Source organism: Pelagovum sp. HNIBRBA483 (genome assembly GCF_040931995.1).
GTDB lineage: Bacteria > Pseudomonadota > Alphaproteobacteria > Rhodobacterales > Rhodobacteraceae > JAEPMR01.
This window is the reverse complement of record NZ_CP162412.1, coordinates 1,901,345-1,924,696: the sequence shown is the minus strand read 5'-3', so window position 1 is coordinate 1,924,696 and position 23,352 is coordinate 1,901,345. Positions and strand designations below refer to the sequence as shown.

General features: G+C 52.8%; 24 protein-coding genes. 19 read left to right on the top strand and 5 right to left on the bottom strand.

Annotation, left to right across the window (positions count from 1 at the left end; translation table 11 throughout):
• The first annotated feature begins 27 nt into the window (after positions 1-27).
• From AB1E42_RS09515 to der, 3 genes are read left to right on the top strand one after another with little or no spacing between them, the layout of a single operon-like run.
• Complete coding sequence (locus AB1E42_RS09515) at positions 28-660, top strand: tetratricopeptide repeat protein (RefSeq protein WP_368344009.1); 633 nt, start codon at positions 28-30, stop codon at positions 658-660.
• A 56-nt stretch (positions 661-716) separates the two neighbouring features.
• The gene (locus AB1E42_RS09510; protein ID WP_368344008.1) at positions 717-2,036 is read left to right on the top strand and encodes a PQQ-binding-like beta-propeller repeat protein; all 1,320 of its coding nucleotides are present in this window, start codon (positions 717-719) and stop codon (positions 2,034-2,036) included.
• 48 nt (positions 2,037-2,084) lie between these two features.
• Entirely contained in the window at positions 2,085-3,542 is a 1,458-nt protein-coding gene (gene der, locus AB1E42_RS09505; RefSeq protein ID WP_368344007.1) for a ribosome biogenesis GTPase Der, read from the top strand.
• Between the two features lie 19 nt (positions 3,543-3,561).
• On the opposite strand, the gene serS is transcribed toward der, so the two are convergent.
• Complete coding sequence (gene serS / locus AB1E42_RS09500; protein ID WP_368346401.1) at positions 3,562-4,854, bottom strand: serine--tRNA ligase; 1,293 nt, start codon at positions 4,852-4,854, stop codon at positions 3,562-3,564.
• Positions 4,855-5,049: 195 nt separating this feature from the next.
• On the opposite strand from serS, the gene yajC reads away from it, so the two are divergent.
• From yajC to AB1E42_RS09455, 9 genes are read left to right on the top strand one after another with little or no spacing between them, the layout of a single operon-like run.
• The gene (yajC, locus tag AB1E42_RS09495) at positions 5,050-5,334 is read left to right on the top strand and encodes a preprotein translocase subunit YajC (protein WP_368344006.1); all 285 of its coding nucleotides are present in this window, start codon (positions 5,050-5,052) and stop codon (positions 5,332-5,334) included.
• Positions 5,335-5,354: 20 nt separating this feature from the next.
• Entirely contained in the window at positions 5,355-7,019 is a 1,665-nt protein-coding gene (gene secD, locus AB1E42_RS09490; protein ID WP_368344005.1) for a protein translocase subunit SecD, read from the top strand.
• A gap of 4 nt (positions 7,020-7,023) precedes the next feature.
• Positions 7,024-7,992, top strand: coding sequence for a protein translocase subunit SecF (secF, locus tag AB1E42_RS09485; RefSeq protein WP_368344004.1), 969 nt, complete (start codon positions 7,024-7,026; stop codon positions 7,990-7,992).
• Between the two features lie 54 nt (positions 7,993-8,046).
• Positions 8,047-8,400, top strand: coding sequence for an Mth938-like domain-containing protein (locus AB1E42_RS09480; protein ID WP_368344003.1), 354 nt, complete (start codon positions 8,047-8,049; stop codon positions 8,398-8,400).
• A gap of 15 nt (positions 8,401-8,415) precedes the next feature.
• Positions 8,416-9,033, top strand: coding sequence for a heme ABC exporter ATP-binding protein CcmA (ccmA, locus tag AB1E42_RS09475; RefSeq protein ID WP_368344002.1), 618 nt, complete (start codon positions 8,416-8,418; stop codon positions 9,031-9,033).
• A complete protein-coding gene (gene ccmB, locus AB1E42_RS09470) occupies positions 9,030-9,686 on the top strand; it encodes a heme exporter protein CcmB (RefSeq protein ID WP_368344001.1) in 657 nt (218 codons plus the stop codon). Before ccmA ends, ccmB begins: the two co-directional genes overlap by 4 nt.
• A 41-nt stretch (positions 9,687-9,727) precedes the next feature.
• Complete coding sequence (locus tag AB1E42_RS09465; RefSeq protein WP_368344000.1) at positions 9,728-10,462, top strand: heme ABC transporter permease; 735 nt, start codon at positions 9,728-9,730, stop codon at positions 10,460-10,462.
• Complete coding sequence (gene ccmD, locus AB1E42_RS09460) at positions 10,455-10,607, top strand: heme exporter protein CcmD (RefSeq protein WP_368343999.1); 153 nt, start codon at positions 10,455-10,457, stop codon at positions 10,605-10,607. The genes AB1E42_RS09465 and ccmD overlap by 8 nt, the downstream gene beginning before the upstream one ends.
• Complete coding sequence (locus AB1E42_RS09455) at positions 10,588-11,142, top strand: DsbE family thiol:disulfide interchange protein (protein WP_368343998.1); 555 nt, start codon at positions 10,588-10,590, stop codon at positions 11,140-11,142. Before ccmD ends, AB1E42_RS09455 begins: the two co-directional genes overlap by 20 nt.
• Here the strand turns inward: AB1E42_RS09455 and AB1E42_RS09450 are convergent.
• Positions 11,139-12,179, bottom strand: coding sequence for a LacI family DNA-binding transcriptional regulator (locus AB1E42_RS09450; protein WP_368343997.1), 1,041 nt, complete (start codon positions 12,177-12,179; stop codon positions 11,139-11,141). The genes AB1E42_RS09455 and AB1E42_RS09450 overlap by 4 nt on opposite strands.
• A gap of 184 nt (positions 12,180-12,363) precedes the next feature.
• On the opposite strand from AB1E42_RS09450, the gene hisD reads away from it, so the two are divergent.
• The 6 genes from hisD (at position 12,364) to AB1E42_RS09420 (ending at position 17,732) form a co-directional block, all read left to right on the top strand.
• The gene (hisD, locus tag AB1E42_RS09445) at positions 12,364-13,671 is read left to right on the top strand and encodes a histidinol dehydrogenase (RefSeq protein WP_368343996.1); all 1,308 of its coding nucleotides are present in this window, start codon (positions 12,364-12,366) and stop codon (positions 13,669-13,671) included.
• Positions 13,664-14,425 (top strand): SDR family NAD(P)-dependent oxidoreductase, encoded by a 762-nt coding sequence (locus AB1E42_RS09440; RefSeq protein WP_368343995.1) that lies wholly within the window; start codon positions 13,664-13,666, stop codon positions 14,423-14,425. Before hisD ends, AB1E42_RS09440 begins: the two co-directional genes overlap by 8 nt.
• The gene (locus AB1E42_RS09435; protein ID WP_368343994.1) at positions 14,422-15,426 is read left to right on the top strand and encodes a zinc-binding dehydrogenase; all 1,005 of its coding nucleotides are present in this window, start codon (positions 14,422-14,424) and stop codon (positions 15,424-15,426) included. The genes AB1E42_RS09440 and AB1E42_RS09435 overlap by 4 nt, the downstream gene beginning before the upstream one ends.
• Positions 15,427-15,548: 122 nt before the next feature.
• Positions 15,549-16,046, top strand: coding sequence for a sulfopyruvate decarboxylase subunit alpha (gene comD / locus AB1E42_RS09430; protein WP_368343993.1), 498 nt, complete (start codon positions 15,549-15,551; stop codon positions 16,044-16,046).
• A gap of 1 nt (position 16,047) precedes the next feature.
• Complete coding sequence (gene comE, locus AB1E42_RS09425; protein ID WP_368343992.1) at positions 16,048-16,602, top strand: sulfopyruvate decarboxylase subunit beta; 555 nt, start codon at positions 16,048-16,050, stop codon at positions 16,600-16,602.
• Positions 16,603-16,607: 5 nt separating this feature from the next.
• Positions 16,608-17,732, top strand: coding sequence for an alpha-hydroxy acid oxidase (locus AB1E42_RS09420; RefSeq protein ID WP_368343991.1), 1,125 nt, complete (start codon positions 16,608-16,610; stop codon positions 17,730-17,732).
• A gap of 46 nt (positions 17,733-17,778) precedes the next feature.
• Here the strand turns inward: AB1E42_RS09420 and acnA are convergent, their stop codons facing one another.
• Positions 17,779-20,469 (bottom strand): aconitate hydratase AcnA, encoded by a 2,691-nt coding sequence (gene acnA, locus AB1E42_RS09415; protein WP_368343990.1) that lies wholly within the window; start codon positions 20,467-20,469, stop codon positions 17,779-17,781.
• Positions 20,470-20,673: 204 nt separating this feature from the next.
• On the opposite strand from acnA, the gene AB1E42_RS09410 reads away from it, so the two are divergent.
• Positions 20,674-21,372 carry a DUF1223 domain-containing protein gene (locus tag AB1E42_RS09410; protein ID WP_368343989.1) on the top strand — a complete coding sequence of 233 codons (699 nt, stop codon included), beginning with the start codon at positions 20,674-20,676 and terminating at the stop codon, positions 21,370-21,372.
• Here the strand turns inward: AB1E42_RS09410 and AB1E42_RS09405 are convergent.
• Positions 21,364-22,257: a lysophospholipid acyltransferase family protein gene (locus AB1E42_RS09405; protein WP_368343988.1), complete on the bottom strand. Its 894-nt coding sequence runs from the start codon at positions 22,255-22,257 to the stop codon at positions 21,364-21,366. The two genes, AB1E42_RS09410 and AB1E42_RS09405, sit on opposite strands and share 9 nt — an antisense overlap.
• Before the next feature lie 53 nt (positions 22,258-22,310).
• A complete protein-coding gene (locus AB1E42_RS09400) occupies positions 22,311-23,336 on the bottom strand; it encodes a FliG C-terminal domain-containing protein (RefSeq protein WP_368343987.1) in 1,026 nt (341 codons plus the stop codon).
• Positions 23,337-23,352 lie beyond the last annotated feature (16 nt).

The following is a 23,352-nucleotide window of genomic DNA, read 5'->3' as shown; positions in this document are numbered from 1 at the left end:
ACGCACGATCCTTGGAAGGGTATTGAGGTGAGTAACAACGAAAGCTTCATAGATGAAGTAAACGAAGAAGTGCGGCGCGATCAGTTGTTCGGATATATCCGGCGGTACGGCTGGATTGCGGTTTTGGCGGTACTTATCTTAGTCGGTGCGGCGGCTTGGACCGAATACAATCGTTCGCAAGAACGCGCTTCGGCGCAGGCTAATGGTGACGCTATTATCGATGCGCTCTCGATGGATAACCCCGAGGATGTTCTCGCAGAGCTTCAGCGACTCCCCGCGAATTTGGTCACCTCAATGCTTGCGTCATCCGCAGCGCGTGAGACAGGCGATGCCGACTTGGCAATCGAGCTGCTTCAGGGGATCATCGACGAAGAGGGAACATCCGAACTTTACAAGGAATTGGCGCTCCTGAAGCAGGTGATGGTGTCGGAAGGTATCGCTTCAGCAGAAGATCGTGCAGAGAAGCTTATTCCGTTGACTGCCCCCGGGAGGCCATTTGCACTTCTTGCCAAAGAACAATTGGCGCTTGCTCAGGTGGAAATGGGCGACGATGAAGCGGCGATTGCGACGCTCAAACGAGTGCTCGAAGACGCTGCTGTGACACAAAGCTTGCGTGAACGTTCGCAACAGATGATTGTGGCCCTGGGCGGAGATCTGTGATCTTTCGGGACGAAATCAGCAGAGATCTGTTTCACCTATTACATGTGGGGACTTAGATGTTGAAAGCTTATCACCTTGTCTTGTCTGGACTGTTTCTTATTGCCGCATGTGGTGAAAAGGAAATTATTCTGGAAGGTGACAGGCTTGATCATCGGGCCGGGATTTCTGGCGAGACGACTGAGTTCCAAAACCGCGTTCAGGCTGTACGTTTGGGAGCGGCGAATTCCAACGACGATTGGACGCACAAAAATCTTTCGCCGGATCATGCGGGCGGACATCTCGCATTAGCTGATGAACTTTCCCAAGTATTTGTCGCTGATGTAGGGCAGGGGAACACCAGACGTGCGCGTATTTCTGCTGACCCTGTCGCCTCCAACGGCGTGATCTACGTTATGGACTCTCTTGGGACCGTATCGTCAGTTTCCAATGACGGTACCTTGCGGTGGCAGACTGAGCTCTCCGATCTGGCGGGGGATAACAGCGTCACATCGGGAGGTGGGCTTGCTATCGGTGGTGGTAAACTTTTGGCCACAACCGGGTTTGGAGAGATGATCGCTCTGGATTTGATGGCAGGAACTATTGATTGGCGACAAGACCTGAATGCGACGGGTCTTAGTGCACCGACAGTTTTGGGCGACCTCGCCTTCGTCGTCGATCGGGAGAGCACGGCTTGGGCTGTCAATGTCGGCTCAGGGCGCATTGAATGGAGTGCGGATGCAACTCCGTCCAGATCGAGTTTTGGGTTCGGGGCGAGCGTCGCAGCCAATCAACGCATTGCGGTCATCCCCTTTGCATCAGGCGAGATCTCTGCTGTTTTCCCACGCGGAGGGCTAGAGAGATGGTCGTCAGTCGTGAGAGGGCAGCGCTTGGGAAGTGCGGCCTCGACAGTCTCTGAAATTTCAGGCGATCCGGTGATCGTTGGCGATAAAGTTTATGTGGGTAATTTTTCAGGGCGGATTGCTGCGCTCGATTTAGAGACGGGCGAGCGCGTTTGGACCGCGCTCCATGGCGCCACAGGCCCGATCTGGCCGGCCGGTGATGATTTATTCGCGGTCAATGATCTGTCCCAACTGATACGATTGGATGCGCGTAATGGTGAGGCGATATGGGCCGTTGATTTGCCGGACGGACGTGACAATGGAAGCAGGCTTGGCTGGGGGCGTGATCGCGAGATTACCGCTCATTATGGCCCTGTATTGGCAGGCGGTCGCCTTATTGTCGCATCGTCCGACGGCTTCCTGAGATCTTACAACCCTGTTGACGGTGTGCTGGTTTCGCAAGTGGCTTTGCCGAGTGGCGCTGCTAGTCGACCAATCGTCGTTGGCGGTACTCTGTTCGTGGTGACCACTGAAGGACAACTCGCCGCTTTCCGTTGACTTTCGTTTGGTATAGACGCGCGTTCTTGAATAGTGGATCGGAAAGCTATGTCGTTTACGTTGGTCATTGTCGGGCGCCCAAATGTGGGAAAATCGACCCTTTTTAATCGCCTCGTCGGGCGGAAACTTGCACTTGTCGATGATCAACCGGGTGTTACACGCGACCTAAGAGAAGGAGATGCGCGCCTAGGGCCACTGCGGTTTACGGTGATGGACTCAGCGGGCCTTGAAAGCGCAACGGATGATAGCCTTCAGGGCCGGATGCGAAGATTGACAGAGCAGGCCGTCGATATGGCAGATGTCTGTTTGTTCATGATCGACGCGAGAGTAGGTGTGACCCCTGCCGATGAAATATTCGCGGATATCCTTAGGAAAAAGGGCGCGCATGTCATTCTCGCGGCGAACAAGGCCGAGGGACGTGCGGGCGAGTCCGGTCTACTGGAGGCTTTTAGCCTTGGGCTTGGGGAACCGATCCGCCTTTCCGCCGAGCATGGAGAGGGGATGGGCGAGCTACTTGAAGAACTCATGCCATTTGCCGAAGCAGCGGAGAAGAAAATCGAGGAAACGCTGCCCGAGCTTGATGTCGATGTCAGCGACGACGATGAGTTTGATGACACAGTCAGCGCACCGACTGCCGATAAGCCGCTACAAATCGCGATCGTCGGGCGGCCAAATGCTGGCAAGTCAACATTGATCAACAAGATCCTGGGCCAGGAAAGGTTGCTGACCGGCCCCGAAGCCGGGATCACACGCGATGCGATTTCAGTGCGGACGGATTGGAATGAGACTCCAATGCGGATCTTTGATACTGCTGGCATGCGGAAAAGGGCAAAGATCCAAGACAAGCTGGAGAAACTTTCAGTCTCGGATGGTTTGCGTGCCGTAAAATTTGCTGAAGTGGTTGTTGTACTACTCGATGTAGAGATCCCGTTCGAACAACAGGATCTCAGGATCGCGGACCTTGCAGAGCGGGAAGGACGTGCCGTTGTTGTCGCTGTCAACAAGTGGGACATCGAGGATGAAAAGCAGGAAAAACTTAAGCAGCTGCGGGCTGACTTCGAGCGCCTCCTTCCTCAATTAAGGGGCGCACCGCTTGTTACAGTTTCGGCCAAAACCGGACGCGGACTGGAGCGCCTACACGATGCAATCATGCGGGCTTATGGAGTGTGGAACCGACGGGTGCCAACTGCCGCGCTTAACCGATGGCTTGTTGGAATGCTCGAGCAACATCCGCCTCCTGCCCCGCAGGGACGACGGATCAAGATGCGTTATATGACACAAGTGAAGACAAGGCCGCCGGCTTTTGTTGTGATGACATCGCATCCGGACGTCGTGCCAAGCAGCTATTCGCGTTATTTGGTCAACGGGTTGCGGGAGGGGTTCGATATGCCCGGCACACCTATAAGGCTGTATTTGCGGGATCAGGGCGATAAGAACCCCTACAAAGACCGCAAGAAGAAGCAACCTTCACGCCTCAAGAAGCATATCGGAAAAGGCGACCGTTAGGTCGCCTTTTCAGCAAGCACTATGCAAGGCGCCCATTCGCAAGCAGCCTTGTTTTCCCACCTACATAAGGTTGAAGCGCAGAAGGGATCAAAACAGATCCGTCTTCTTGTTGGCCATTTTCGAGAACGGCTATCAGCGCACGACCAACGGCTAAGCCGGAACCATTCAATGTGTGCACGAATTGCGGTTTGCCCCCGTCTGTTGGTTTGAAGCGGGCATCCATGCGGCGTGCTTGGTAGTCTCCGCATGTGGAAACTGAAGAAACTTCCCGATAAGTGTTCTGTCCGGGCAGCCAGACCTCAATATCATGCGTGCGGCGCGCACCCGCGCCCATGTCTCCTGTGCAGAGAATAACCGTCCGATAGGGCAATTCGAGTGCTTCAAGAATTGCTTGCGCACAATTTGTCATGCGGAGGTGTTCTTCTTCCGAAGCATCCGGATGCGTAATTGAAACCATTTCGACCTTCTCGAATTGGTGTTGACGCAGCATTCCAGTTGTATCCCGGCCTGCGCTGCCCGCCTCGGAGCGGAAACATTGTGTATGCGCAACGTAGCGCTTTGGAAGGTCAGATTCGTTAATTACCTCGCCGTTAACAGTATTGGTAAGCGTCACTTCAGCCGTCGGAATGAGCCACCAACCATTCGTCGTTTGGTAACTGTCATCGCCAAACTTTGGAAGCTGACCAGTGCCAACCATCATTTCTTCTTTGACAAGAACCGGTGTGTTGGCCTCAACAAGGCCGTGTACGTCGATATGGAAGTCGATCATGAATTGGGCCAGTGCCCTATGGAGCCGAGCGACCGAACCAGAGAGCACAACAAAGCGGCTGCCCGAAAGCTTGGCGCCGAGGTCAAAGTTCATCCCGCCCTTTACTGCGGCGATGTCAAAATGCTCGAGCGGAGTGAAATCGAAAGTTTTCGGTGTTCCCCATTTGCGAATTTCGACGTTCTGCTCCTCGTCCTCACCAAACGGAACGTCTTCGTAAGGCATATTGGGTATACCCAGAAGCAACTCTTGCAAGCGTGCATCTTGTTTTTTTGCTTCATCGTTCAGGCGTGCGATGTCCGATTTCCGATCCGCGACCGCGTTTCGTAATCTCGCAAATTCTTCCTCGTCGCCGCGCGCCTTAGCTGCACCAATTTCCTGAGCGGCCTTGTTTGCCTCAGCCTGCGCCGTTTCCGCAGCGAGAATTTTTGCGCGGCGAGTCTCGTCAATCGAGAGAATCTCGGAAGACATCGGAGGCAAGCCACGCCGAGACAATGCCGCATCAAATGCTGCAGGATTTTCGCGGATTGCTCTGATGTCATGCATGGGCTTGGTCCATTCTATTGAGTCGCTGGATTGTGATACGCGAAACGCTTTTGAAGTTGTAGTCTGACGCGCGGATACTTGATCGAAAACTCTCAGTCTTTGAGTTGCCATTCCCCATCCAGCGAATTAACGTGCCGCGAATTTCGCGTTCAATCGCCCCGCGATAGCGCGTTCCAGTTACATGAGGGATAAGGAATGGACTCTTCGGCGCTTGCACAACTGCCATTTATCGCGGCCATTTTTGCGATTATGTACTTCTTCTTGATCCGTCCCCAGCAGAAGAAAATTAAAGAACACCAGCAGATGGTCGAGGCCCTTCGGCGTGGTGATCAGGTTGTTACTCAAGGTGGGATCATCGGTAAGGTGATGAAGGTAAAGGATGACAACGAGATTGAGGTCGAGATCGCGTCGGGTGTTTCGATCCGAGTTGTGCGTTCGACGATTGCATCGGTAGTTAGCAAAACCGAACCTGCGAAATAACACCAAACGAAAGAAGCCCGATGCTCCAGATATCAGCGTTCCGGCAACTGCTTATTGGCGCAATTTGTCTCGTCGGGTTGCTTTTTGCGTTGCCAAACCTCTTTTATGAGCGCGTCGAAAAATCCAACGATGCGCGTATAGAAATTGAGCGCGGCATCGAGCGGGAGGGAGTTGAGGGGGAGGCGGCCCTTTGGCCCGAAATCCTGCCTTCTAGCTTGATAAATCTTGGGCTTGATCTGCGCGGAGGGGCCCATCTTCTTGCAAGGGTCGAAGTCGAGGATGTCTATGTCGCACGCATGGATGCACTCTGGCAGGAAGTTCGGCAAACCATTCTGACGGAGCGCGATACTGTCGGTTTTGTTACACGCGATGAGAATGCGCCCGACGACCTACTCCGCTTCAATGTATCAAATGCGGATGGTGTTGAACGCGCGCTGGAGCTCGTCAGGGGGCTTGCTCGACCTGTAACCTCTTTAACAGGTGCTGCGGCTTCTGACTTGGTCGTTTCCGCGTCGGGACAGGTTATAACTGTGTCGTTGTCAGAGCCTGAAAAGGCCGCAACTGCTGATCGCACGATCAAGCAAGCGCTGGAGATTGTCCGGCGCAGGATTGATGAAGTGGGGACCAGAGAGCCTAGCATTCAAAGGCAAGGTCAAGACCGGATTTTGGTGCAGGTTCCGGGGGTCGGTTCCGCCCAAGAAGTAAAGGACATTATCGGCACGACGGCGCAGCTGACCTTCCAGCCAGTTGTCAGGCTTGCCAGTTCGCTCGACGAGGGATCCAGTGCGAGCGAAGAAATACTTCCCTCCCTGGACCGTGAAGGCACGTTTTATGTGCTGGAAAGGGTGCCGGTAGTAACGGGTGAAGAACTGGTCGATGCTCAGCCGGCGTTCGATCAGAACGGTCGGCCCGCCGTAAACTTCCGTTTCAATCCCAAAGGGGCAAGGGCATTTGGTGATTACACCGCCGATAATATCGGCGCCCCTTTCGCAATTGTGCTCGACGGTGAGGTCATTAGTGCGCCGACCATTCAAAGCCACATTCCGGGTGGATCGGGGATCATTACCGGCAACTTCACCGTGGAAGAGTCAACCAATCTGGCAGTGTTGCTGCGCGCAGGGGCACTTCCTGCGGAACTGACCTTTTTGGAGGAGCGCACGATTGGACCTGAACTTGGTCAGGACAGTATTGACGCGGGGAAAATAGCCGCACTCATCGGTATGGCGGGCGTTCTTCTGTTTATGTTCTTGAGCTACGGCGTCTTTGGTCTGATGGCAAATTTGGCTCTTCTCATAAACGTAGCTTTGATCTTTGGAACGCTTTCTGTGTTGGGCGCGACGCTTACATTGCCGGGGATCGCTGGTATCGTCCTGACGATCGGCATGGCTGTCGACGCCAACGTACTTGTGTTCGAGCGAATCCGTGAAGAGCTCCGGACCGCAAAGGGACCAGCGAGAGCGATAGAATTGGGATATGAGCGCGCGCTTTCCGCGATCCTCGATGCGAACGTCACTACTTTTATAACTGCGACCATTCTTTTCATGGTAGGGTCGGGGCCAGTCAGAGGGTTCGCGATTACATTGGGCATCGGAATCCTTACGTCTGTATTCACTGCGATTTTTGTCACACGCTTGTTCGTTGTGATCTGGTTCCGTCGCAAACGCCCCAAAACAATTGAGGTCTAGTACGATGCGCTTACGACTCGTTCCGAGCCAAACCAACTTTGACTTCTTTAGATGGGCGCGCGTTACCTTCGGTGGTTCAATCGTTGCGGTGATGGCAGGCATTGCTTGCTTTTTGGTCCTCGGGTTGAATTACGGTATCGATTTCAGCGGAGGAACGACGATCCGGACTGACTCGGAGATTCCGGTTGATGTGGGCGCTTATCGAGAAGCGTTGGCTGAACTTGGCCTTGGTGATGTATCAATAACGGAGGTTTATGATCCAAGCTTTGACGAGGATCAGCATGTGGCGATGGTGGTGATTCAGGCTCAGGAAGGCGAGGAGAGTGTAGGGGGCGCTACCATTGAATTGGTCGAACGAGCTCTCAAATCAATTGATCCTATGATCACTTTCCCGTCGGTGGAAAGTGTTGGGCCGACGGTTTCAGGAGAACTTATTACTAAGGCAATTCTAGCGGTTACAGGTGCGCTGTTTGCAATTGTTATTTATATTTGGCTGCGCTTCGAGTGGCAGTTTGCGATTGGGGCGGTCGCCGCACTCGTTCATGACGTTCTCCTGACGATCGGAATTTTCTCTTTGTTCCAAATCCGGTTTGACCTTGCAATCATTGCCGCGCTGCTGACAATCGTGGGCTATTCAATCAACGATACGGTGGTGGTGTTTGATCGGGCTCGTGAAAATCTCATCAAACATAAGAAAAAATCACTGAGAGATGTGCTCAACATCTCTGCCAACGAAACCCTGAGCCGCACGTTGATGACATCTGGGACGACTCTCCTCGCCTTGATTGCACTGTTGGTATTTGGAGGTGATGTCCTGAGAGGATTTGTTTTTGCGATTACTTGGGGGGTTATCGTCGGTACTTACTCCTCCATTTATATCGCAAAAAATGTGGTATTGATGCTCGGTGTTAAGCGCGACTGGGGCAATACAGGCAGTAAAGGCGGTACCACGTTTGCGAACGTCGATGCGTGATCGTGTACCTGTGATGCTCCCGACAGATGTTGGCTATGCTGCGGAGAACGGCCTATGAGATTGAATGAGGTTGTTTTTAATACAGGGGTGCCTGTTGATGGCTATGGGAGCGGCTTCTTTCGCATCGGCGGAGAAGTGGTCGCTGGTGCTGCGCTCGTCCTGCCGTCTGGTGTCAAGCAATGGGGCGGCTTTTCCGATATTTCGGAAATCGTTGCTGCCGCAAGCCAGATAGATGTTTTGCTGGTTGGTACGGGCGAGAGCCTTTCACCCTTGCCAGTTGATTTCCGAACCACGGTCGAAGGGGCAAATATCGGGATTGAGCCTATGGCGTCACCGACGGCGTGCCGAACCTACAACATTTTGCTATCTGAAGGGCGTCGGATCGGACTGGCGCTGCTTCCTGTGTAAGCAGGCGAACTGTTAATGAATTTGCGCGTTTCAGATTTGTCAGTCCATCGCGGCGGGATAAAAATTCTCGAAGGCGTGAATTTCCAGCTCCAAGGTGGCGAGGCTCTGAAGATAACGGGCCCAAACGGTATTGGCAAAACGACCCTTTTGAGAACGATCGCGGGACTTCAGGAACCGACTGAAGGCGAGATTGCTTTCGACGAGGGTGAAATTGCTCTGGCGACCCATAAGGACGGCGTTAAATCGGCGTTGACTGTCGAAGAAAACCTAACTTTCTGGGCAAACGTCTACGGAAGTCAGGTTCCTTCCTGGGTCTACGCTGCCTTTAATTTGGAGGCGCTGCGAAACCGTTATGCTGGTACGCTTTCTGCGGGGCAGACCCGACGTGTGGGCCTAGCGCGGTTAGCTGTACTTCGTCGAAAGATACTGTTGCTGGATGAGCCGACCGTTTCATTGGATCGGGAATCGGTCGCGCTATTCGCGAAGTTCCTTACCGACGAGCATTTTAAGAGTGGCGGCTCTGCATTGGTGGTGTCGCACATTGATATAGGCTTGGAGATGGCCTGCCTTGATCTTGCAAATCACCTATCGAAAGCGGCGCCGCTCGTGGGTGGTGATGAGGCTTTTCTATGATTGCTCTTCTCATACGAGATATACGCCTCTCTGTACGGGCGGGAGGTGGCTTTGGGCTCGGACTGGCGTTTTTCTTGATTGTTGTGGTGTTGGTCCCCTTCGCCATTGGACCCGAAAAAGAGCTGTTGGGCCGGATCAGCGCAGGAGTATTGTGGATTGGTGCCTTGCTCGCAGCGTTGCTGTCCCTTGATCGGATTTTCGCTCTCGATTTCGAGGACGGTTCCTTGTTGTTGTTGGCAACATCACCCTTGCCCCTAGAGGGTGTCACTCTGACCAAGGCGCTTGCCCATTGGTTTACGACTGGGCTGCCGCTTTCGGTGGCTGCACCGTTCTTGGGGTTCTTGCTGCATTTGCCGCCTGAGGCCTATACCTACCTGTTATTGACGTTGTTGATCGGAACGCCTGCATTATCATTTATTGGTTCATTTGGCGCGGCACTGACGGTTGGTGTTCGTAGGGGAGGGCTCCTGCTCTCAATTCTCGTACTGCCATTATATGTGCCCACCCTAATTTTTGGTGCGGAAACCGTCCGGCGGGTCATGATGGGGAGCGATCCAAAGACAACCCTTCTGATGCTCGCTGGTATCACTGCGGGAACTATCGCTCTGCTTCCATTCGCAGCGGCAAAAACGCTCAAAATCAATTTACGCTGATACTTCTTGTTGCTGTGGTTGATAAAGGTTAGATGAAACACATGTCAGTTTGGGAATATGCCAATCCGAAGAAATTCATGGCGACCACGACTCCTTTGTTGCCGTGGTTGTTCGCTTTGTCAGCATTCTTGTTAACCGCCGCATTGATCTGGGGGTTCTTCTTTACGCCGGAGGATTACCGACAAGGTGCAACGGTTAAGATCATATATCTGCATGTGCCCTCTGCATTAATGGCGATTAATGCCTGGCTCATGATGCTTGTTGCCTCCCTTATTTGGCTGATACGCAGGCACCATGTAAGCGCGCTCGCTGCCAAAGCTGCGGCGCCGGTCGGGATCGCGATGACGATCATTGCGCTTTTGACGGGAGCGATCTGGGGCAAACCTATGTGGGGGACGTATTGGGCGTGGGATCCGCGCCTGACCTCGTTTCTTATATTGTTCTTTTTCTACTTGGGTTATGTGGCGTTATGGTCCGCTATAGAAGACCCGGATACCGCAGCCGATCTGACGAGTGTGCTGTGCATTGTAGGGTCCGTCTTCGCGCTGCTGAGCCGGTATGCTGTGAATTTTTGGAACCAAGGACTGCATCAAGGAGCATCGCTGAGTCTCGACAAGGAGGAGAACGTAGCGGATGTTTTTTATCACCCGTTACTTCTCAGCATTGCTGGGTTCGTGATCTTGTTCCTTGGGCTGGTGCTGCTGAGGACACGCTCTGAAATTCGTTTCAGGCGTTCCCACGCGCTGAGAATTCGGGCAAGGAGAGCAAATGGCTAGTCTAGGCGAATACGCCGTTCCAGTACTTAGTGCCTATGCTGTCACAGTGATTGTCTTGGCGGTGTTGGTCTACGCGAGTTGGCGGCAATCCGTCCGTTCAATGCGCGAACTCAAAGAGGCCGAAGGTGAAACTGGTGGGAGTTAAGCTGCCAGTTCTCGCGCTACTTCCTCCCGTTGTTTTTGCAGCTGTGGGCGGGTTGTTCGTAGCAGGTATGTTCTGGGGAGACGGAGACGATCTCCCTTCGATGCTGGTGGGAAAGACGGCGCCTGCGTTGCCTGCTGATGGGTTGATTGGAAAGCCAATTCTTGAGCGCAGTGATTTGGCATCCGGTGAGCTCACCATTGTCAATTTTTGGGCGAGTTGGTGCCCGCCGTGCAGGGCCGAACATCCGACTTTAACGGAACTTTCCGACCAAGGGTTGAGAGTGGCAGGGGTAAACTTTCGCGATCAGCAGGACGATGCATTGGAATACCTGAATGCTGAAGGTGATCCGTTTTTTGCTCATGGGTTTGATCCCAGAGGACGGACCTCGATTGATTGGGGCGTCACCGCGCCGCCTGAGACTTTTATTGTTGATGGCGAAGGAACCGTCTTGTTCCGTTTCGCAGGCCCTCTCATAGGTTCTGATTACGAACAAAGATTCCTACCTGCGTTAAATGAAGCCATCTCGATTAACTAAGTGTGTTCGACAGGCGCGCGGGCTAAAGACTCCCGAATGATCAGGGAAGTCTCTAATTTAACTGATTTTGTTGCCTTCGGGTCTGAAAGCAAGGCGATAAGGGATTTAGCCGCGGCAATACCCATCTCTCGGTGAGGTACATGAACGGTTGTTAGCGTGGGAAACGTGACTTGGCCGAGCTCTATGTCATCGAAACCGGTGATGGAAACTTCGTCCGGAACTCTGATCCCAAGCTCCCTTGCTCTCTTTATTGCGCCGACCGCGATGACGTCGTTGCCACAAATTATCGCCGTGGGACGCGGTTGCCGTCTAACGATTTTTTCAAAGGCTTGCCCACCCTCTTCGATGCCGTAGGCGGTCTCAATGACTGTTAACTGATCTTCAACCAAGTTTCGCGCATTGAACACCTCTCGAATCCCTGCAAGGCGCTGACGCGCGCGATCGTTGTTTGAAGTCTGTGCGGAAATAACTCCGATTTGGCTGTGACCTAGTTCGACGACATGATTTGCCATTTCTTGCATCGCTTTTTTGTTGTCGAAGCCTACGGAGGGCAGGGTGGTTCCGCTCTCGTATGTCCAAGCAGCGATGGCTGGTATTTGGTTCTGTTTGATGAAGGACAGTATCCTTTGGTTTCGGTCATGACCGATGAGCAGGAGTCCGTCTGCGCCCCGCGCAATGAGGGAACGAATTTGCTCTTCCTCGACGTCGAGGTCATAGGCAGAGCTCGCAACAAGTAGCGTAAAGCCTTGATTTCGCAATTCTTCCTGAAACGCCTGCAAGCCTCGCGCGAAGATGGCGTTTTCCATGGTCGGGATAATTGCGCCGATGGTATTGGTCTTACGGACGGCCATCGCCCGCGCACCGAAATTTGGCATATAACCTAATTCAGTGATTGCCGCCGACACTTTTTCGCGCGTTGAGGCTACGACCTTCTCAGGCGAATTGATGCAGCGCGACACCGTCGCCGTGGATACGCTGGCAGCTTTGGCTACATCAATAAGTGTTGCGGGCGTTCTTGGCTTCATATTTCTAGTCATTTTGATTGTACCAACAGGCTTTAAGTTGGTCCTTCAGTGCGAAAATGTAAAGGCTTGCATTGCATTGGTGTAAGCGCTTACAATTGACGCGAATCGTGACCCTTGGCGGCGCTACTGGCGAAAAATTTTATTCTTTTGTTCAGAAAGGCGTCAATAACGGGTTGGAACTGAGGAGCTTGGGCCATTGACACGCGAGTATCTTAAGAAAGCGTCGCTAACTTCAACTTCAGATGCGACTGATGTGCACGAGTTGGTTCAGGGGATTCTCGACGATATCGAGTCCGGCCGAGATGCAAAAGCACTCGAATATGCGGCCAAGTTTGATCGATATGAGGGCAATGTCATCCTATCAAAAGAGGAGATCGAAGCGGCCTGTGCGCTCGTGCCCGAAAAACTGAAAGCCGATATTCGTTTTGCGCATGAAAATGTTAAGAAATTTGCTGAGGCCCAAAAGCAAACGGTAACCGACTTTGAGCTTGAAGTTGTTCCGGGGCTCGTGGCTGGCCAGAAGGCGATCCCTGTTGATGCTGCTGGATGTTACATCCCGGGTGGGCGGTATAGTCACGTCGCTAGTGCAATTATGACCGTGACCACAGCTCAAGTTGCTGGATGCCGACATATCATGGCCTGCTCGCCGCCCCGGCCAGGAGTTGGGGTCGCACCTGCGATCGTTTATGCGGCGCATCTCTGCGGAGCCGATACCATTATGGCGATGGGCGGCGTGCAGGCTGTGGCTTCGATGACTTTTGGCCTGTTTGGTATGCCGGAGGCTAACATTCTGGTGGGACCTGGGAACCAGTTTGTTGCTGAAGCGAAGCGTATTTTGTTTGGGCGCGTGGGTATCGACATGATTGCCGGGCCAACCGATAGTTTAATCCTCGCCGATGCGTCGGCGGACCCGCACATCGTCGCAACTGATCTCGTGTCGCAGGCCGAGCACGGCTATAACTCACCGGTATGGTTGGTGACAGACGACAGAAAACTCGCAGACGAGGTCATGCGACAGGTTCCCGGACTTATCGAAGACTTGCCGGAATTGAACAGGGATAATGCGCGCGCAGCTTGGAGGGACTATGCAGAGGTAATTCTCTGTGCCGATCGCGAAGAAATGGCTGCCACCTCTGATGAATATGCACCGGAACATCTGACAGTTCAGGCAGAGGATCTTGACTGGTGGCTTGAACGGTTAACTTGCTATGGATCGCTTTTCCTAGGCGAAGAAACCACTGTTTCCTTTGGGGACAAGGCGTCGGGAACCAACCATGTGCTTCCAACATCGCGGGCTGCAAGTTACACAGGCGGTCTTTCAGTCCATAAGTATATGAAAATTGTGACTTGGCAGAGAGCGACCCGAGAGGGTGCAAAGCCAGTCGCTGAGGCAACTGCACGAATTTCTCGGCTGGAGGGCATGGAAGGTCACGCGCGTGCTGCCGATGTACGTTTGGCGAAATATTTCCCAAACGAGACTTTCGATCTGTCATCTCATGAGTGAGTCGGGTGCCCTATTTGATTTGACCGGAAAAACTGCGCTGGTGACGGGAGCCAGCTCAGGTCTGGGCCGTCAGGCTGCGCGGATCTTATTGGAAGCTGGTGCTCAAGTTGTCGGGCTCGCCCGTCGAAACGATGCTTTGAGGCAGTTACAGAGCGAGGTCGGGGCGGATTTCTCACCCATATCGGTCGATTTGGGCGCGGTGTCGGATTATGACGCAGTCGCGCAAGTGGTTTCAGAGCCGTTCGGCCCGCCTGATATTGTTGTTCATGCTGCAGGGATCAATCTGCGTGAGCCTGCCGATGATGTCTCGTTTGAGAGCTGGGATGCTACCCTTCATCTTAATTTGAGCATCCCGTTTTTCTTAAGTCGCGCACTGGTATCGTGCATGAAAGAAAGGCACTGGGGGAAGATAATCACATTTGCGTCCTTGCAGACCTTCAGAGCTTTTCCCAACAGTATCCCATATGGCGCGTCAAAGGGCGGTGTAGGGCAATTGACTCGTGCTATGGCTGAAGAATGGTCGCGCTACGGGATATCAGTTAACGCTATTGCGCCAGGGTTTTTCCCGACCGAATTGACCCAGCCCGTGTTCGAAAACGAAGAGATTGCACAACGAAATGCGGCGCAGACGTGCTTCGGTCGAAATGGGTCGCTAGAGGATATCAACGGGCCAATTCTGTTCCTTGCATCAAGAGCATCCGATTATGTGACTGGCCAAATTCTAATGGTTGATGGGGGGTTCACCGCGAAATGAAGGCTCTTGTTTATGAAGGTGTAAAACAGCTGGAGTTGCGTGAGCTGGAAACTCCTGAACCTTTAACGGGAGAGCATCTTATCCGCGTTGAGGCTGTTGGAATTTGTGGTTCAGATATGCACGCATATCTTGGCCATGACGAACGACGCCCTGCGCCACTGGTCCTTGGGCACGAAGCTGCCGGCACAATCGTTGGAGGCCCTCGCGACGGCGAAATAGTTACGATCAATCCACTTGTGACCTGCGGAGACTGCGATGCATGCCGGCGAGGTAACGACAATCTGTGTGAACAACGGCAGATAATTTCCATGCCGCCTAGGGCGGGTGCTTTTGCTCAATACGTTTGCATGCCCGAGAGAAACCTTGTTGCCGTTCCAGATGGCGTCGAGCTTTCTAAAGCGGCACTGGTCGAGCCAATTGCCTGCGGCTGGCATGCAGCCAGGAAGGCCAGCGAAGTCGTTTCTGTCGAAGGTGCCGCTTCGCTTGTGATTGGCGCTGGAGCAATTGGGGTTGGCGCAGCATTATGTTTGCGGGCGATGAATGCATCAAATGTTTTGATAGTGGAGCCGAACGCGGACCGTGCTGCTTTTGTCGCGGAAAAGACCGGATTTGAGGTCTGTTCTCCCGATGCATTGCCAGACGACACCCTGGTTGATCTGGTCGTCGACGGGGTTGGCTATGCCTCAACTCGCGAGATGGCTAGCAAATTTGTGCGACCGGGCGGTGTTATCGCGCATATTGGCCTTGGTGAGTCTTTGGGTGGGTTGGATATACGCAGGATGACTTTGCAGGAAATCACCTTCGTAGGCACCTATACATATACAGCACATGACTTTCGACAAACGGCTCAAGCGTTGTTTGAAGGGCGGCTTGGGGCGTTGGATTGGATTGAAATCCGGCCCCTTGAAGAGGGCGCATGCGCGTTTTCGGACTTAGTTGAAAGGAGAACTATAGTCCCAAAAATTATTCTGGATCCTTGGTTGGTTGCCGACCGAACCTAAGAGGTGAAGGCGAAAATAGTACGCCAATTCAGGCAAAGATTTCCGGTCCGACAAATCGTGCAAGGGGCAAAGGTTTGGCCGGTTTAAGATGTAGAATCAGAAAGAGAAACTGGAGTGCTCTGATGAACTTAGCGAAGAAACTCGTCGATGACTTTGTGTCAAACGACGTCAATTTTATTACCACGGTGCCGTGTAAGCAGCTTGCCGGTGTGATCGACGAGATCGAGAATAATTCCTCCATCTACCATATTCCCTCGAACAAAGAAGACGAGGGCATTGGCCTTTGTTCCGGTGCGTTTATGGGCGGCAAGCGGCCTGCAATCATCATGCAGAACACAGCCATTGGTGTCACGATCAACACTCTTGTGACGCTAACGCAATTTTACCGCATGCCGCTGCCGATGCTGATTTCCTATCGTGGGGAGCTCGGCGAGCCCGTTGCCTGCCAAGTCGAAATGGCTGTGCACACTAAGGCTCTATTGGCGCAATTGAATATCCCGACGTATCATTTCCACAAGGCGAGCGACGCTGAGGAATTCGACAGGATCCTCAAATATACCTTCATGGCAAACAAACCAGTTGCCATTTTGACTGATGCTACTTTCTGGGGAGGCTACTAATATGAGACGCGCTGATATTCTGAGAGAAATCGCACCGCTCTTGAGAGAGCATCTGACCGTTTGTAATATTGGTATCCCAAGCCAAGAACTGCACGCTATTGATGACCAACCGAGCAACTTCTATATGCTTGGCACCATGGGGCTGGCGTCATCCATCGGATTGGGGTTGGCACTTGCTCAGCCGAAGACCGTAATCGTCATCGATGGGGATGGGTCGATCCTGACCAACCTTGGTACACTTCCCACAATTGCGAACAACGATGCGCCTAACTTTATTTTGTTGATTGTCGACAATGGCAGCTACGGTTCAACCGGTGATCAGCCGACCTACACGGGCAAGAAAACCTCGCTGGCAGGAATTGCTAAAGCCAGTGGCTGTGACAACGTTGTCGAGTGCAACGCAGAAGATGTGCATGCGCAACTCAAGGCCGCGGTAGAAGCAAGGAAGATGACCATCATTGTTGCAAAGTGCGAAAGCGGCAATGAAAAAATGCCAGTAATCACAATGGATCCTGTGACGATCAGGGATCGCTTCATGGCGGTTGTGAATAGCTAAAAGGCATGTTCGCAAAGGATCAAATCCATTCCGCAGAGGACGCGCGCAAGCTTGCTCAGCGCAAGCTTCCTTGGATGGTGTTTGATTATATCGACGGAGCGGCGGGCCGAGAGCTCGCCGCCCAAAAGAACCGTAGCGAGCTCAATAAGGTTTCCTTTGAAACGTCGGTTCTTCGCAATGTCAGCGAGAGGTCGCTGGCCTCAACCGTTTTTGGAAAGCCAACGGATCGGCCATTTGGAATTAGTCCAATGGGGATGTGCAATCTCTCCGCTCCCGGTGCTGATGAAATGCTTGCGCGCCTTGCTGCAAGATACAATGTCCCGCTTGGCGTTTCGACCGTTGCTTCCACTCCACTTGAGCGCCTGATTGAGGTTGCCGAAGGGCATGCTTGGTTTCAGCTTTATTTCAGCGGAGATGGGGCGACGACATTTCAGCTTGTTGAGCGGGCAGGCGCGGCAGGTTATGAAACCTTGGTCCTCACTGTTGATGTTCCCGAGGTTGGACGACGCCCAAGGGAATTGCGACACGGTTTCAAAATGCCGTTTCGGATTGGTCCAAAACAGTTTGTTGATTTTGCGCTGCACCCTGATTGGTCAATACGGACATTGATGAGCGGGCGTCCCGAAATGGCAAATTTTCGTGCGCCAGGATTTGAATTTGATCGTACCGAGAGCCGCGCCGGCGCGGATTGGAACACACTGGCCAAACTGCGTGAAATTTGGTCAGGGCGACTGGTGGTCAAGGGTGTACTGTCGGCCAACGATGCCAAGAGACTAAAAGCTGAAGGCGTAGACGCGATTCAAGTATCCAGTCACGGGGCGCGCCAGCTTGAATCCGCACGATCTCCATTTCTGGCCCTTAAATCCATCAGAGCTGCAGTCGGAGAAGATTTTCCGGTGTTTTTCGACAGCGGAATTCGCTCAGGTGAAGATGTCTTGAAAGTCTTGGGCGGCGGCGCCGATTTTGCATTTCTGGGGCGCATATTGCTCTTCGCAATAGCCGCAGGGGGCGAAGAAGGCCTTCATAAGATTTGGGATGTTGTATCTGAAGAAGCGGATATCGGCCTGGCGCAACTAGGTCAGACGTCCATCAACCGCGAAAGCATCGCGGCGCAATTGCTTTTCGAGTAGGCATTTGCGCCCTGCGCACGGTCGTGGTGCGCAGGGCTCTTTTCAATTACGATGCCTGAGCAAGGTTTCGTAAAACGAAGTGAAGAACGCCGCCATTTTCGATATAGGTTTTCTCAACCGCCGTATCGATCCGGCATTTCAAAGTTACTTCTTTCACTGCGCCATCGCTGAAGGTGATCGTTGCGCCAACCTCTTGAAGCGGCTCAACAGCAGCGAGGCCTTTGATAGAAACCGTCTCGTCGCCTTTGAGGCCGAGCGTTTTGCGCGTATCGCCGCCAGTAAATTCGAACGGAATGACACCCATCCCGACGAGGTTGGAGCGGTGAATACGCTCAAAGTTCTCAGCAATAACAGCCTTCACACCAAGAAGAGCGGTCCCTTTCGCGGCCCAGTCGCGGCTAGACCCAGCCCCGTACTGCTCGCCGGCGAAAATGACGAGAGGTGTTTCGTTCTCTTGATATGCCATTGCGGCATCGAAGATCGACGTCTGTTGACCATCTGGCCCGAGCGTATAGCCGCCTTCAACGCCATCAAGCATCTCATTCTTAATACGAATGTTCGCGAAAGTGCCGCGCATCATTACTTCGTGATTGCCTCGACGTGAGCCGTATGAGTTGAATTCCCGAACCGGCACTTGGCGCTCGATGAGGTATTGTCCGGCGGGAGTTGTGTCTTTGAATGAGCCGGCGGGCGAAATATGATCGGTGGTCACCATATCGCCGAGAATTGCCAGCACCCGTGCGTTTTCAATGTCGCTTACGGTGCTAGCCGACTTCGACATCCCTTGGAAGTACGGGGGATTTTGCACATAGGTAGAGCTTGCAGGCCAGTCGTATGTCTCGCCCGTAGACGTTTCGACCGCCTGCCACTTCTCGTCACCTTTGAATACATCTGCGTATTTCGACTGGAATTGTTCGCGGGTAACGACCTGATTCACGAGATCGGATATTTCTTTGTTGGTTGGCCAGATATCTTTCAAGTAGACGTCATCACCGTTCTTGTCAGTGCCCAGTGGCTCGCTGGAGAGATCAATGTTCATATCCCCTGCAAGCGCGTACGCGACGACGAGCGGAGGGGATGCCAGATAGTTTGCACGAACATCTGGTGAAATCCGGCCTTCGAAGTTTCTATTTCCGGAAAGTACGGAGGTCGCTACGAGATCACCTTCGTTAATCGCGTCGGAAATCTCTTTTTGAAGAGGTCCAGAGTTGCCGATGCAAGTCGTGCAACCGTAACCCACGAGGTTGAAGCCGATTGCATCGAGGTCTTCCTGCAAACCGGCAGCTTCAAGATAGGCTGAAACCACTTGTGACCCTGGTGCCAACGAAGTCTTTACCCAAGGCTTTCTGTTGAGGCCAAGCTGCCGGGCCTTCCGCGCAACCAACCCTGCACCGATGAGAACGTATGGGTTTGAGGTGTTTGTGCAGGATGTGATCGACGCAATCACGACCTTGCCGGAAGACATCGTGTATTCTTCACCAGCGACTTGCACCTCTTTGCCAAGAGGGCGCTTGAAGGTGGTGTCCATCTCTTTAGCGAAGGCTTCCTTCGCGTTGGTGAGGGGCAAATAGTCCTGTGGCCGTTTCGGGCCGGAGATTGCCGGAACGATTTGCGACATGTCCAATTCGAGCGTGTCGGTGTAGATCGGTTCGTAGTCCGCTCCGCGCCAGAAGCCGTTCGCCTTTGCATAGGCTTCAACAAGTGCAATGCGCTCTTCTTCACGTCCGGTTTGCTTCATGTAACGCAGCGTTTCGTCGTCGATCGGGAAGAAGCCACAGGTTGCGCCGTATTCGGGCGCCATGTTGGCAATCGTTGCACGGTCAGCAAGCGGTAGCCTATCGAGGCCGGATCCGTAGAATTCAACGAACTTTCCAACTACGCCTTTCGCGCGCAGCATTTCCACAACTTTCAGGACCAAGTCGGTCGCCGTTGTTCCTTCGACCATTTCGCCGGTGAGTTTGAAACCAATGACTTCCGGGATCAGCATGGAAACCGGCTGCCCCAGCATTGCTGCCTCAGCTTCGATGCCGCCGACGCCCCATCCGAGAACCGCCAGACCGTTCACCATAGTGGTGTGGCTATCGGTGCCAACAAGTGTGTCAGGGTAAGCAACGGTCTTCCCGTTTTGATCAGTGTCTGTCCATACCGTTTGAGCAAGGTATTCAAGATTGACTTGGTGGCAAATCCCTGTCCCCGGGGGAACAACACGGAAATTATTGAATGCGCCTTGGCCCCACTTCAAAAACTGGTAGCGCTCCATGTTGCGCTCGTATTCGCGGTCAACGTTCATTTGGAATGCGCGGGGGTTCCCAAACTCGTCGATCATCACAGAGTGGTCGATAACCAAGTCGACGGGGTTCAGCGGATTGATTTGCTGCGCATCTCCGCCCAGTGCTTTGATGCCGTCGCGCATTGCAGCGAGGTCAACGACTGCGGGCACACCTGTAAAGTCCTGCATCAGCACGCGTGCCGGTCGGTACGCTATCTCGCGTGGATTTTTGCCTCCGTTCTTGCCCCATTCTGAAAAGGCACGAATGTCGTCTGTTGAAACTGAGTAACCGTTATCCTCGAAGCGGAGTAGGTTTTCCAACACGACTTTGAGCGCCGCCGGCAGACGTGAGAAATCTCCCAAACCGGCTTTTTCTGCCGCAGGTATTGAATAGTATTCTACGCTTTGCGAGCCAACCGTCAGAGTGTGTCTGGTTCCCGCTGTGTCTGTACCGACCTTGATAGGCATTTAAGGCGCTCCTCGATGTGGCAGTCCAAGTGTTGGGAGGGTTCTGCCTGAACCGCTGAGCGCAATCAAGAGGGTACACAACTTTTTTGTATACCATTGCACACATTGGGATCAAAAATTGCAGATTATCTCGTTATCGCGAATGATTGATTGGTAATGCGGTGCTTCTTGTCGTACCGAAGTACTCAAAAGTTGAGAGAACTGATGAACAAAATCACCAGTATCGCCATGGCGTTTCTACTTCCTTGTTCCGCGGTAAATGCGGACGGGGCCAATACGGTCGTTGAATTGTTTACGTCACAAGGCTGTTCGTCTTGCCCGCCAGCCGAGGAGTTGATCAGTCAAATTTCACAAATTGATAACGTCATCGCATTATCTCTTCATGTGGATTATTGGGACTATATTGGTTGGACAGATCTCTTCGCGAACGCAAAATATTCGGAGAGGCAAAAGAGATATGCCACTCGCGCAGGACGACGAATGGTCTACACCCCTCAGATCATCATCCAAGGTGAGACAGAGGTTTCAGCCAGGCAGCCTTTAGACGTCTTAAGTTCAATCTCGGACGAAAGCACCTCACCACGACCTGTACTGATTGACGTCGAACGCAGTGACAATGGCTTTGAACTCAACCTAAAGCGGTTTGGCAGCGCAGAGGCCGGACCATTCGAAGTGCAGCTGGTTAAAGTGTTTCCGGAGAAAGTGGTGAATGTTCGCGCAGGTGAGAATGCTGGCAAAACGCTGATACATACCAATGTCGTTTACGATTGGGAGCTGATTGGCCTTTGGGACGGGGTGCATAGCCAGCAGGTTTTTCTTGAAGTTGGCGACGAAAATCGGTCTGTCGTCCTTGTCCAGCAGGCAGGGCAGGGGCGGATTGTCGCCGCTGAGTGGCTAGACTGAACCGCGTTTCCAGCGGCGATGAACCCAAAACCACTGGTCAGGATTCTCAAGAACCCTTGCTTCGAGCCGGTCTGTTATTGCTTGCGTCATCGAGACGGGATCGTCGTGCGCGATCGGTGCCTCAATGACCGAGCGGAACGAGATGCCATCCTCCTGACGAATGTCAAAAAAAGGCAGAACAAGTGCATTGGTTCGTAGCGCAAGGCGCGCGGCGGACACTGCCGTCGGGGCGGGCACACCCAAAAAATTGATAAGTTCACCTTCTGGCTCGTTCACATCTGAGAAGATCGCACAGAGGTCCCCGCCCAGCAGGTGTTTATTGAAAGCGAAAGTACCCCTTTTCCCTTGAGGAAAAACGAAGGAGAGGTGTTGCAATAAGGTGCTGCGGTACTTGCTGTCGAATAGCGGATTGGTGAATGGGCGGTACAGTCCGGCTACCGGATAACCAAAATCGGATACCATGCAAGCGCTGGCCAGATAATTACCGAAATGACCCGCCACCATCAAGACTGGGCGCCCGGATTTGCGAGCGTTGTGAAGTTCCTGAACGCCATCGCCTTCCAGCGATGCGCCGCCTGCGCGTATGTGGTTTTTGAAGTCTTCGGGAGAGTAGAACTCAATCAGAGTACGCCCGAAGTTCCTCAACGATTTCGACGCGATCTCGCGTTTTTCCGCGCGAGAGCGGTCTGGAAATACCATTTCCAAATTCTCGAGCGTTCGCCGTCGATACCCAGCTAGTGGCGCAATCACTTTTTCGGCCTTGTTGGCGAACCATTCTATGCGCTCTTCATAGGGCAGCCGGTGAGCGCGACGAATGATGGCGTCCAGCAATCTGATGCTGGCCTCATCAATCAGTTTTTCTTTTGTGGAGCGCTTGGTTTTCATCGAACGATGAATATGGGCTTGCAAAGAGTACGGCAAGACCAGGAAGCGATGGATTATGGATCAGTGGCCGCAGCCAGTGCAATTTCGCCCGAGTCTACGAGCGATTGAATAACATTTATCGCTTCTGCCTGCGCTTTTTCACCGTCCTCGACAGGAATGGCATCCTGAGCGGATAGATCCTCGAAAAGCTGCTCTGCCATTCGTTTCGGCAAATTGTTGGTGAAATAGTCGGTGACTTCTGCTGAAGTGGATGTTGTGGCTTGGCAGTGCTTAAGCGCTTTCAGCAGGTTTTCAGACCCAATACGCCGAGTTACGAGGGGAATATCTTTAGATGAAACACGGGCAGGAATAAGTTCAAATGTGAAGATCTCTTGCCTGATCTTCCGGCCGAATTCACTGTCAATTTCTGTCAGACCATCGATTATGCTTTGTCTTTGTTCCGAAGTCACTGTGCTGAGGAGGGCGCCGATGTTCTTGTTCACTGAACTTTCCTGCGTCTCCGCTATTTCAACAGGTCCATCGTGATTTTGCGCGTGACGCAGCACTGTGTTCTGTCGCTTGTTCTCGCGCGAGCGAGCTCCTAATTGTGAGAGTGCAAACGTAATCTGTCTGGCGTGAATGCCGTCTAGAGCATTTAGGATTTGGGCGGCGGCTTGAGTTGGCAAGGCTGACAATAAAATTGCCGCAACCTCGTCAGCTTCGCGATTGATCAATGCAATCTGTACCTGCATCGGCATATGCACAAGCGAATCGACCAAATCATGATCCAGAGCTTCTGCGTCGTTAGATGCTTTTCGCTGCATATGGTTTGGGGGCGTCCGCTCGAAAAACCTTGTTGATTTTTCATCGTCAATGCGTGCAGTAAAACCAACTCGATCCAAAGCGGCCAAGTATGCATCAACGACAGTTTTCAGTTCGTCCTTTTCGACAAGCGAAATATCTTCGATCGCAGCGAGGAGCTCACGCCGCGTGGAATCCGGCAGTGAATGGAGGGCAATATCATTGTTCTCGTCCAAGAACACCTGTGTCAGTATCGCAGCACCCCTGACGTATTGCTTCTTGTCGAGATTACTGGTCACCGCCTTACCCTTTTAA

Coding starts and splice junctions, on each gene's coding strand:
- AB1E42_RS09440 (WP_368343995.1), top strand. CDS start 13,664: ATGAGTGAGTCGGGTGCCCTATTTGATTTGACCGGAAAAACTGCGCTG.
- AB1E42_RS09405 (WP_368343988.1), bottom strand. CDS start 22,257: ATGAAAACCAAGCGCTCCACAAAAGAAAAACTGATTGATGAGGCCAGC.
- serS (WP_368346401.1), bottom strand. CDS start 4,854: ATGCATGACATCAGAGCAATCCGCGAAAATCCTGCAGCATTTGATGCG.
- ccmA (WP_368344002.1), top strand. CDS start 8,416: ATGAATTTGCGCGTTTCAGATTTGTCAGTCCATCGCGGCGGGATAAAA.
- AB1E42_RS09480 (WP_368344003.1), top strand. CDS start 8,047: ATGAGATTGAATGAGGTTGTTTTTAATACAGGGGTGCCTGTTGATGGC.
- comE (WP_368343992.1), top strand. CDS start 16,048: ATGAGACGCGCTGATATTCTGAGAGAAATCGCACCGCTCTTGAGAGAG.
- acnA (WP_368343990.1), bottom strand. CDS start 20,469: ATGCCTATCAAGGTCGGTACAGACACAGCGGGAACCAGACACACTCTG.
- ccmB (WP_368344001.1), top strand. CDS start 9,030: ATGATTGCTCTTCTCATACGAGATATACGCCTCTCTGTACGGGCGGGA.
- AB1E42_RS09435 (WP_368343994.1), top strand. CDS start 14,422: ATGAAGGCTCTTGTTTATGAAGGTGTAAAACAGCTGGAGTTGCGTGAG.
- AB1E42_RS09450 (WP_368343997.1), bottom strand. CDS start 12,179: ATGACTAGAAATATGAAGCCAAGAACGCCCGCAACACTTATTGATGTA.
- AB1E42_RS09410 (WP_368343989.1), top strand. CDS start 20,674: ATGAACAAAATCACCAGTATCGCCATGGCGTTTCTACTTCCTTGTTCC.
- der (WP_368344007.1), top strand. CDS start 2,085: ATGTCGTTTACGTTGGTCATTGTCGGGCGCCCAAATGTGGGAAAATCG.
- AB1E42_RS09420 (WP_368343991.1), top strand. CDS start 16,608: ATGTTCGCAAAGGATCAAATCCATTCCGCAGAGGACGCGCGCAAGCTT.
- comD (WP_368343993.1), top strand. CDS start 15,549: ATGAACTTAGCGAAGAAACTCGTCGATGACTTTGTGTCAAACGACGTC.
- AB1E42_RS09465 (WP_368344000.1), top strand. CDS start 9,728: ATGTCAGTTTGGGAATATGCCAATCCGAAGAAATTCATGGCGACCACG.
- yajC (WP_368344006.1), top strand. CDS start 5,050: ATGGACTCTTCGGCGCTTGCACAACTGCCATTTATCGCGGCCATTTTT.
- AB1E42_RS09510 (WP_368344008.1), top strand. CDS start 717: ATGTTGAAAGCTTATCACCTTGTCTTGTCTGGACTGTTTCTTATTGCC.
- ccmD (WP_368343999.1), top strand. CDS start 10,455: ATGGCTAGTCTAGGCGAATACGCCGTTCCAGTACTTAGTGCCTATGCT.
- secD (WP_368344005.1), top strand. CDS start 5,355: ATGCTCCAGATATCAGCGTTCCGGCAACTGCTTATTGGCGCAATTTGT.
- secF (WP_368344004.1), top strand. CDS start 7,024: ATGCGCTTACGACTCGTTCCGAGCCAAACCAACTTTGACTTCTTTAGA.